At 46.2% G+C, this 10,471-nt stretch carries 9 protein-coding genes; 5 read left to right on the forward strand and 4 right to left on the reverse strand.

Translation table 11 applies throughout. The annotated features are described in order from the left end of the window. Positions 1-1,266: aspartate kinase (locus IGQ44_00320; protein HIK36426.1), on the forward strand; the 1,266-nt coding region annotated here is incomplete at its 5' end. 15 nt (positions 1,267-1,281) lie between these two features. Here the strand turns inward: IGQ44_00320 and IGQ44_00325 are convergent. Further along, positions 1,282-1,455 (reverse strand): metallothionein, encoded by a 174-nt coding sequence (locus tag IGQ44_00325; protein HIK36427.1) that lies wholly within the window; start codon positions 1,453-1,455, stop codon positions 1,282-1,284. A gap of 111 nt (positions 1,456-1,566) precedes the next feature. After that, positions 1,567-3,561 (reverse strand): VacB/RNase II family 3'-5' exoribonuclease, encoded by a 1,995-nt coding sequence (locus IGQ44_00330; protein HIK36428.1) that lies wholly within the window; start codon positions 3,559-3,561, stop codon positions 1,567-1,569. 172 nt (positions 3,562-3,733) lie between these two features. Here IGQ44_00330 and IGQ44_00335 point away from each other — a divergent pair, with 172 nt between their 5' ends. Together IGQ44_00335 and IGQ44_00340 are read left to right on the forward strand one after the other, a co-directional pair. After that, entirely contained in the window at positions 3,734-4,480 is a 747-nt protein-coding gene (locus IGQ44_00335; GenBank protein ID HIK36429.1) for a DUF561 domain-containing protein, read from the forward strand. 35 nt (positions 4,481-4,515) lie between these two features. Then, the gene (locus IGQ44_00340) at positions 4,516-5,349 is read left to right on the forward strand and encodes a carbohydrate ABC transporter permease (protein ID HIK36430.1); all 834 of its coding nucleotides are present in this window, start codon (positions 4,516-4,518) and stop codon (positions 5,347-5,349) included. A 6-nt stretch (positions 5,350-5,355) separates the two neighbouring features. On the opposite strand, the gene IGQ44_00345 is transcribed toward IGQ44_00340, so the two are convergent. Then, a complete protein-coding gene (locus IGQ44_00345; GenBank protein ID HIK36431.1) occupies positions 5,356-7,071 on the reverse strand; it encodes an ABC-ATPase domain-containing protein in 1,716 nt (571 codons plus the stop codon). A gap of 352 nt (positions 7,072-7,423) precedes the next feature. On the opposite strand from IGQ44_00345, the gene IGQ44_00350 reads away from it, so the two are divergent. After that, positions 7,424-7,585: a hypothetical protein gene (locus IGQ44_00350; GenBank protein HIK36432.1), complete on the forward strand. Its 162-nt coding sequence runs from the start codon at positions 7,424-7,426 to the stop codon at positions 7,583-7,585. A 32-nt stretch (positions 7,586-7,617) separates the two neighbouring features. On the opposite strand, the gene fumC is transcribed toward IGQ44_00350, so the two are convergent. Further along, positions 7,618-9,024 carry a class II fumarate hydratase gene (gene fumC / locus IGQ44_00355; protein ID HIK36433.1) on the reverse strand — a complete coding sequence of 469 codons (1,407 nt, stop codon included), beginning with the start codon at positions 9,022-9,024 and terminating at the stop codon, positions 7,618-7,620. An 810-nt stretch (positions 9,025-9,834) separates the two neighbouring features. On the opposite strand from fumC, the gene IGQ44_00360 reads away from it, so the two are divergent. Further along, the gene (locus tag IGQ44_00360) at positions 9,835-10,422 is read left to right on the forward strand and encodes an alpha/beta fold hydrolase (GenBank protein HIK36434.1); all 588 of its coding nucleotides are present in this window, start codon (positions 9,835-9,837) and stop codon (positions 10,420-10,422) included. Positions 10,423-10,471: the final 49 nt, after the last annotated feature.

The raw sequence follows: 10,471 nt of genomic DNA on the forward strand, positions 1-10,471 counted from the left end.
CCAGGGATCTTAACTACAGATCCCAGGATAGTGCCTTCTGCCCGTCTGATGGAACAGATAACGGCGGATGAGATGTTAGAATTAGCCAGTTTGGGGGCAAAGGTGTTGCATCCCCGGGCAGTGGAGATTGCGCGGAATTTTGGCATGCCCCTGGTGGTGAAATCCAGTTGGACAGACGATCCGGGCACTAAAGTAATCTCCCCGCCCCCCACGGATAGGTCAGTGGTGGGGTTAGAGCTCACCAGGGCGGTGGATGCGGTACAATTAGACAATAGTCAAGCCAAAATTGCCCTCCTGCGTGTACCCGATCGTCCCGGAATAGCCGCCAGACTGTTTGGGGAAATTGCCCGTCACAACATAGATGTGGACTTGATCATCCAGTCCATTCATGAGGGCAACACCAACGATATTGCCTTCTCCGTGGCTAGGGAAGTATCACCCAAGGCAGAGGCTGTGGCTAGAGCTATAGCTCCTCTGTTGGGGAGTACAGATGCAGACACAGATATTATAGTGGACCACAAGATTGCCAAGATTGCCATTGTAGGGGCGGGGATGATAGGTAGGCCGGGCATTGCTGCCAAAATGTTCCAAGCTTTGGCCGATGCCGGGGTTAACATTCAAATGATTTCCACCTCTGAGGTGAAGGTAAGTTGTATTGTGGCAGAGGAAGACTGCGACCGTGCTATTGCTGCGGTCTGTAGTGCGTTCGAAATAGACAGTTCCCATCTCACCCAGGCTCCCCAACCCCAGGGGGTGCCAGTGAGGGCAGTAGCCCTAGACCAAAATCAGGCGCAATTGGCAATTTTACTGGTGCCCGATGTGCCGGGGATGGCCGCTGCTATTTTTGGCAGTCTAGCAGAGGCTAATATCAGCGTGGACATGATCATTCAATCCCAGCGGTGTCGTATATTAGAGGGAGTGCCCCGTCGGGATATTGCCTTTACCGTCGCCGCCAGTGAGGCTCAGGAGGCGAAAAGAGTCCTCTCTCAACTCCAGTCCCAGGTGGACTTCAAGGAAATCGTAGTCAACCCCCACATTGCCAAGGTGAGCATTGTGGGCGCCGGTATGATTGGCACTCCCGGGGTAGCAGCCAAATTCTTCCAAGCCCTAGCCGCTGAAAACATCAATATCTCCATGATCACCACCTCGGAAATCAAAATCAGCTGCGTAGTGGACGCCCCCCAAGGTATCCCCGCCCTCAAAGCCGTCCATTCTGCCTTCGGTTTGGGTGGGGATACCCTCCTACAAGTCCCCTCCAGGGAGTAGAGGCTGCCTCTTTACCTAGGCGTGGCAGTTACAACCGTGGTGCCCACAACTGTCTCCGTCTTTGTGTCCCTCTGCACAGGCGGTGGAACAATAGTACTGCCCCCCTTTTTCAATAGCACTACTAATGTCCACTATGCATAGACAGGAGGGACATGCACATTTCATTTGGGTTACTGTTGTAGTAGTCATCTTTTTCCCCCTAATTCTCTACTTATTCATAGTCTACCTCAAAATCTGAATGTTTGTTCAAATATTAAATATTTTTTACAAAAAAAAGCCCAGGAGTAGGGCTAGGAGAAATTAAACCTCTCGGAAGCGGATTTCGTCGCGGCGGGGGTCGCAGTAGGCTACTTGTAGTCGGACGGGATCGCCTAGTTTTACGGGACGATCGAATTTATGGGGGAATTCTAGACCCAATTCTTCAAAAAGGACTACTGCTAGGCCGTCTTCTTCCCGCAGCCAACGCAACACGATCCCCTGCCAGCTTTCCCCCAAATGTTGCAGGAAGTATTGCAGACTCCAGTAACGGTTGGTTTGTCTTTCCACGAAGGAGGCTTCCGAGGAGGTGGCCAACACCTCGTAGAGGATTTGTTGTAACTGCTCGGGTTGGAAGGGGAGGGGTTCACCTCGAAGATGAGCCTTTAGCTGGAAGTGGGTTAGAAGGTCGGTGTAACGGCGGATGGGAGATGTTACCTGGGTGTATGCGTCTAGGCCTAAACTGGCATGGCGGATGGGAGTTAGGCCTGTTTCGCTTTTGGGCATACAACGGCGTAGTGCGGATGCCCTCACAGGGCCTGGAGGCAATGATAATAACTCCTCTTCTGGGGGCAGTTCTGGCTGTGGTTGACCTCTAAAGGGTACGGGTATGTTATTTTCCTGACAATACCTACCAGCTACCTCCCCCGCCAGAATCATCATCTCCGCTACCATCAGCCGCGCGGGGGACATTTCTAACAGTTCAATGGATACCTCTTCTTCCCCCTTCACCTTGATGATGGCCTCCGGCATGGTTATCATAATGGAACCATTGTTTCTCCGCCACTGTTCCCTCTTCTTGGCCAGTTCTGCTAGTATGTATATCTCCTCCTCCCCCTGTACCCCCATATTCAACATCTCGTCCACGTCTTGGTAGGTGAGACGATAGGTGGGTTTGACTAGAGCAGGGGTGATTTTATACTCTAAAACCTGGCCATTGTCGTCTATAATCACGCCAAAGCTGAGGGCAGGGCAAATCTGACCTTGAACCAGACTCATGGGCCCCGTGGCCAATTCTGGGGGAAACATGGGAATTAGGCCCGTAGGCAGATAGAGACTAGTACCTCTCCTCCTGGCCTCCAAATCCAGGACGTCATTGGGGCTTACAATCCTGGTAGGATCTGCTATATGTACCCAAATCCTCATCCTCCCATCTGGCAATTGTTCTATGCTTAGTCCATCGTCTATCTCCGTGGTAGTCTCGTCATCTATGGTGTAGACTTTATGGGAGGTTAAGTCCAGACGGTGGTCCTTGTCAACAAACTCATTAGCGGCAATTTGAGCCAGGATAGAATTAGCCACTTCGCATACCTGTGGTGGAAATTTTTCAGGATAGGAGCTACGACGCAAAAAGATATTTTCGTGTTTACTCCATATCTTTAAGTCTACCAGTAATTGGAAGGCTGCGTCGGGAGTTTTGTTACGCCCTATTGCCTCTAGGATTTCCTGGGCCGCCTTGGGGGAATTGTCCGGTTGTAGTACGTATTTTTCCAGCTGCAAAAGACGGTTTTGGTCGTTTTCGTCCCAGGATACCTCTTCTCCCTCCAAAGCCGCCTTTACCTTCTGGATAAATAACTCTTTCTCCTGTTTCCTCTTAGCCTCTACCTCCATCTGGTGTTTGATTTCCTCCACCTGACTGCGGGGGCGAGGCTCATAAATGTCCCCTTTTTTCCTAAAATAGATCTTGTCTTCTTCTAACAAAATATGGGCTGCATAACAGGAGGCGGGGGTTGTCTGGTCAAAAATAAGGGATGCCAATTCGTCTGGGGTGATGGGTTGAGCCTCTTCTATCAACAACTCCCAAGCTAACTCTAGGTGGGAGTTGTCCAGGTGGGGCGTCACCTGTGCCAAAAAGGTGGGAATATCAGTATACTGATAAGAACCCCCCTTTACCTGGTATTCTACATCCTGTGGTCTAATTTTGCGGGGGTGCCCCTTTTCATCTAAGACAATCCAGTCTTTCTTCCCTTCCGGCTTCTCTACTACCGCCAAACGGCGAGTCCCATTTACCTTAAACTCAATTAAAGTGCCCTTTTCCACGGCAATCCTTCTATCTACCTCACTGGAATCACTACAAATGCTATTTCACTTATATAATTTACCACGGCTTGCTGCCTGGATTGGGTTTTTGGGCCTATCACCAAAAGACTATCCTTTGCTATAATTGCCACTTTAACAGATAATCCCAAACAAAATGGTAATGGTGGTGAAGATGATTCACAATACTACAATAGCTGAAGCCTTCGCCCGCAGAAAAGCTATCAAGATAATTAGTGGCCTTAACAATTTTGACGTACAAAACGTTACGGCTGTATGTAGAGCTGCTGAAATAGGTGGAGCTACATTTGTAGATATTGCTGCCTGTCCCCAATTGGTGGAAACCGTAAAGCAGTTGATTAGTCTGCCTGTCTGTGTCTCCTCTGTTTCTCCCCAAAGTTTAGCAGAGGCTGTCGCTGCTGGTGCCGACTTAGTAGAGATTGGTAACTTTGACAGTTTTTATCCCCAGGGTATTACCTTCTCCGCCTCCGATGTACTACGCCTCACCCATCACACCCGTGATTTGTTACCAGATGTGACACTCTCTGTGACAGTGCCCCATATTCTACCATTGGACGAGCAGGTGGAATTGGCACAGGCTTTAGTGGCCTCCGGCGCTGATATTATTCAAACAGAAGGTGGCACTAGCGCCAATCCCCATCATGGGGGTATTCTCGGTTTAATGGAGAAGGCTATTCCCACCCTCGCTGCTGCCTATGCCATTTCTCGGGCTGTTGAAGTACCCGTTATGTGTGCTTCAGGTTTATCTAGTGTTACAGCTCCCCTAGCCATTGCAGCAGGCGCCAGTGGTATTGGGGTTGGCTCAGCTGTTAATAAACTAAATGACGAAGTGGCGATGGTAGCTGTAGTACGTAGTCTGGTGGAAGCATTGAATTCCACTGCAGTAGTCGCTTCTGTGTAGTAAATTAAGAGGTGGGCTAGTCCCACCCCTAGGCGATGAAGCAAAGGCGGACGAAAGCGGTTGTTATTGTTAAATATTTCTTGTTGGTAATCATAGCATTGGGGATGTTATTCCCCCTATTATGGCTGATTAGTACCTCCTTCAAGTCGGCGGGGGAGGATATATTTTCCTTTCCACCACAGTTAATCCCAAAACAATTTACCCTAGAAAATTACCGCATAGTCTGGCAAAATTATCCCTTCGCCCGTTATTTATTAAATAGTACTATAGCCGCCGTTTTAACTGTTGTTTTAAACTTGTTATTTTGTGCCTTAGCAGCATATCCCTTAGCTAGATTGAAGTTTAAGGGGAGAGATTTTATTTTCGTCTTGGTTGTGGCTACTATAATGATACCCTTTCAAATAGTAATGATACCCCTTTACGTATTGGCGGTAAATCTGGGATTAAAAAACAACTATCTGGGGTTGATTTTGCCACAAATAGCCTCCGCTTTTGGTATTTTCCTCCTAAGACAGGCATTTTTAGGAGTGCCTAAGGAATTGGAAGAAGCTGGCAGAATGGATGGCTGTAACGAATTAGAAATTTGGTGGCATATTATGTTACCTGTTATTCGTCCTGCTATAATTACGCTGGCCACCTTTGTGTTTATAGGCTCATGGAGTGATTTTCTATGGCCTTTAATCATTCTAGATCGCCCCGAATATTATACTCTACCATTGGGAGTAGCCTCTTTGGCCAGTTCCCTCGACTTGAATTGGCGTCTGGTGGCCGCCGGTTCTATAATATCCCTTATACCCGTATTGGTGTTATTCTTTGTCTTGCAACGCTACATTATCCCCAATTCTATCACCACAGGTGTCAAGGGGTAAAAGGGGCTACTGGGAAGAAAATACTTCCAAACTTCTAAGACGGTTGATGGCGGCAGCTAATTCAAAACCCCTAAACATGGCTAAGTCTCCCTGGGGGGTGTCTGTTAGAATGTCTAATCCCCTCGTGTTTATATCTTTCATCACTAATTCTAAAACCTGGGCCAATGGTTTTTTTTGGCGCAGGTATGTCTCTTGGGCATATAATATGGCTAGGGCAATGGCACGTAGTTGACAAGGATCCACCAATTGCTCTACACAGGACAAATCAATGTTTTCCTCGCCAAATTCAATGCCAGTCAAGTCTCTAATTTGAATTTTAACCTCTTTTCTGCCACGACGGGCGGAAATGCTGTCAGGGTTGATTATCCTCTGGCTAACTTTGCCAAAATGAGAAGGCAATGACGAGGGATGCGGTTGAGGGAATTGTTTTATAATCTGTTTGGCTTTCTCTGTCACATCTATCGGTTGGAAACAATCCATAGCAATGACTAAGTCGGCTACATCTAGATAGTCACCACTACCCCCCATTACCAAAATGGTGGAAACCCCATAATCCCGATACAATAGCCTAATTTTATCAATAAAGGGCGTAATGGGCTCTCTGGTAACCAGTTGACGCATCCTGGCATCCCGAATCATGAAATTGGTGGCAGAGGTGTCTTCGTCTATGAGTAATAAACGACATCCTGCCTCTAATGCCTCTATAATGTTGGCACTCTGGGAGGTACTACCACTGGCATTAGTGGTATGAAAATTAGTAGTAGACTTGCCTTGGGGTAGGTTGTTTATAAAGGGGGATATATCTACACCAGTAATACTCCGTCCATCTTCAGCCCTAATTTTTACAGCTGTAGGGATGGTAACTACAAATTCTCTTCCATCTCCTGGAATATGATTATAAACTCCTAATTCCAAAGCCCTAAGGAGGGTAGACTTGCCATGATAGCCACCGCCAACGATAAGAGTTACCCCTTCTGGTATTCCCATTCCCCTGATTTTGCCACGATTAGGGCATTCAAATTCCACCTCTAGGGAGGGAGGAGACTCAAAGGAAACTACCTCCTCCCCCCGGAGGGGGAGACTAGAAACACCACTATCACGGGGTAAAATGGCACCATTGGCTACGAAGGCTACTAGTTTTCTCTGAGGGAGTTGTTGGCGGATATATTCAGCGTCTTCTACTGTTTCTACATGTAGTGTCGCCTGACGATGGTTTAAGGCTTTATACAGGAAACATTCTTTGACAATTTCTGGGATGTCTTCACACAACAACTCCAAGGCTTCAAAACCGAGAATTCTCCTACCGCTGGCAGGCAAACCCACCACTAAACGCACTTCTAGCCATTGGGAGTCAATCAAAATACTACTACGACGTAGAACTTCTTGTCCAATATTGGCAATAGCGATTAAGCCACTTTTACCACTTCCTCTCCGTTGACTGAATTTTTTCAGCGTCTCTGCCGCCTGTCGGTGGAGGTAGTCGCATAAGGCAACATTACGGATGGGAGAGGAATAGAGACTGGGAGGGAATTGGGCCACAGTTTGGGGTATTCTAATTCTAATTTTACTGGGGGGAGCAAAGGGGTCACTTTGGACTTTATCTATTATCAACTGGAAATTGGGATTGCTAAATTGATATTCCCCCTTTATGCTTTTATAGGCGGGATAGCCCCTCCCCTCAAGGCTTTTTAGTAATTCCTCTAGGTGTTGCTTTTTCCTCATGACTGTGGACTGGATTCTGCCAACCGGATTTATGATTATAGACTTGTTATGGGTGTTTAGTAGCCATAATTTTTCCCTATTGATTCTTTTCTGTCAGACATGCCGCTTTTATAATTTCCCCCCTTCTTGCTAAGATCTATTTTAGAAAAAACCCCCGCCCATAAGCCATTTCCATCCAAAAAACACCCGGGAAACAGGCACAATGGCAGAAGGCGATGGCCTAAGAATGTTGAAACATAAGCCGGAATAGTATATCATAACCATGTGCCCTTACACCGTTGAACTACCACTACACCCAAAAAAGTTGGCTGAGGGATAAGCGGAAACAGTAGCAAGGAATCAGAGGAAATGGGTGACTATTGGATTCTGGCGAATAGTTGCAGAGAAAAGGGGCAAGGGGATGATAAGGGGTTACAATAACCATGGGATAGCTGGTAACGAGGGTAGTAGTAGTTTGGTTAAAGCTACCATGGGGCAACTGGCAAAAAGAGGGGTAGTCGGCTGGTTAAAATAAGCATAGGGCAACGACTGGTAACTTTGTCATATTTAGCTATCGTGGTGGGGATAGGCCATTTTGTGTAAATTCATACACTCATCGAATTCTACTTCGGTGAGGTAACCCAATTGTAAGGTAGCCTGTTTAAGGGTGAGATTCTGCTTGTAGGCAAGCTGGGCAATTTCTGAAGCCTTGTCATAGCCTATTTTAGGTGTCAAGGCGGTGACTAACATTAAAGACTGATTTACTAGCTGTTGTATCCTTTCCCTATTGGGTTTCATGTCTTTTACGCAGTATTGAGCAAAATTACTACAACCGTCTGCCAAAATCTTGATAGACTGAAGGACATTATAGATAATAAGGGGTTTATATACATTCATCTCTAGGATGCCACCAGCCCCGGCTATAGTTACAGCTGTATCATAACCTATTACCTGTACTGCTACCATGGCCAAGGCTTCACACTGGGTTGGGTTGACTTTTCCTGGCATAATAGAAGATCCTGGCTCATTAGCTGGCAATTCTAACTCATAAATACCCGCCCTTGGCCCACAAGCCAGTAAACGAATGTCATTAGCAATTTTGTATAATGAACAGGCTAGGGTTTTGAGGGTGGCACTTAACATTACCATGGCATCATGGGCCCCCATTACGGTAAACTTGTTAGGAGCGGAGACAAAGGGTAAACCAGTAATGGCGGCTATATGTTGGGCTACCCTTTCTGCAAAACCCGGTGGCGCATTAATACCAGTTCCTACAGCAGTACCACCTAGGGCTAATTGATAGATGCCAGGCAAGGCGTTTTCAATCCTGTTGAGGTTATCCTCTAGCATCCCCACATAGCCGGAGAATTCTTGCCCTAAACTCAAGGGTACAGCATCTTGAAGGTGGGTACGTCCTATTTTTATAATATCCTTCCAGGCCTCTGCCTTTTCTGCCAGAGCGTCTCTCAGTCTTACCACTCCTGGGATTAGACGTTGTTTGACGGCGATAGCTGCGGCAATATTCATGGCAGTGGGAAAGGCATCATTGGAAGACTGAGACATGTTAACATCATCATTGGGGTGGATGGGGTTTTTGCTTCCTAATTTTCCCCCGGCAATTTCTATGGCGCGATTAGCAATCACCTCATTTACATTCATGTTAGCTTGAGTGCCACTGCCTGTCATCCACACATGGAGTGGAAAATGGCTGTCTAGTTTCCCTTCCAGAATTTCGTCTGCCACCTGGACTATTAATTTGGCTTTTTCTGGGGCTAATTTTCCTAATTCTTGATTAGTAATTGCTGCAGCTTTTTTAACTATTGCCAGCGCCTTAATTACTTCTATAGGCATCAAGTCTTCCCCTATAGAAAAATATTTTAGGGAGCGTTGGGTTTGAGCCCCCCAATAGCGATCAGCTGGCACTTCTATCTCGCCAATACTGTCTTTTTCTATACGGTTATTCTTCTTTTCCATAAGGTTAAAATTTATCTCTGTCTTCTCCTTGGATTTTATCACGAATTGGCCTTTTCTTTGCCAAAAAGCCGAGAATCCAACTTGTTTAGAATAGCTGATAACTGCCAATGTTGGGGTTTGATAAAAAAATTATTAAAAAAAGAATTGACAGCGGTATATGCCTACCATAAAAACCCCACAAGGAGGGAGAAGAATTTAGTTTATAGGACAAACAATTCTTGAGATGGAATTTGTAAATGTCAGAGAAAAAACCCTTTGACCTATAGGTTGGGACAGGGGCTAACACCGGCACAAGGGGATATATTTCTTACTTTCTATCCTCTTAAACCTACTCCTTGTTGGTTTATGGGACAACTCTCAATTTGCCTGGATAATTCTTCCAAGCGGGGGGGTAGTTTTCAGAAATCCCTATCAGTTACTGCAGCAAAAGTCACAAAGCCCCCATCCTATCTATTACTATTCTGATTCTATCAGATTTGGGGACTTTCGTGCCGGCTCAAGGCGTAATTATGGTGTCATCAAGAGATAATTAAGAAAACATCTTCCCCTTCTACAATGGTCATCCCATAGCCGGTTGTATGTACAACAAGGCTGGAGTTGGAGAAGCGTTGTAGTCTAACACCCATTAGTCTGACCAGTGTCTGGAAGATGGGGGGGTGTGACATTATTGTGGGGGTGAGTAGATGTTAGGGGGTGGAAAAAAGGGGGTTTGGCAAGGGCAATGAAAAGTTAATATCCAATGGCCTTTGGGGACGAAAATTAGAGATAATTGGGACTAACTTGCAATTATGGGCTAAATTCTGGGCCAATATGTCTAAAATCATCGTGATGGTGCATGGCATTTCCGACACTGGTGATGTCTTCCAGTCTCTTGCTAGCCATCTTCAAAAACAGGGTTACCAAACCTACGCACCAGACTTGACACCTAGTTATGGACTAGAAGATTTAACAAAACTTGCCATCAAACTTAAACACTACATAGACACCACTATACCCAGGGGGAGTATTAACCTCCTGGGTTTTAGCATGGGGGGATTGGTTACACGTTACTATCTCCAGAGACTTAATGGGATTGAGAGGGTTAAAAAGTATATTACCATTTCTGCGCCCAACAATGGCACCATAACGGCTTATTTTCTCCCCTTTGCCGGGGTTGTCCAGATGCGTCCCAACAGCAATTTTCTCAATGACTTAAACCAAGATAGACACTACCAGTTGGGGAGTTTGGAGATACTAAACCTTTGGACACCCTTTGACATGACAATTATACCTGCTAAAAGTTCCCTTATGGGTCTTGGCTTGGAGAAAAGCATCCCCGTTTGGACTCATCGTTGGATGTTAGAAGATAAAAGGGTTTTTGCACAAATTACTCAATTCCTGGCCGCTCCAAACACCTAGTACCCCCCCTTTACCCCCCTCCGCCTACCTTTTTTTTTCTTCAAATACC

Source organism: Geminocystis sp. M7585_C2015_104 (assembly GCA_015295805.1).
In the GTDB taxonomy this organism is placed as follows: domain Bacteria; phylum Cyanobacteriota; class Cyanobacteriia; order Cyanobacteriales; family Cyanobacteriaceae; genus DVEF01.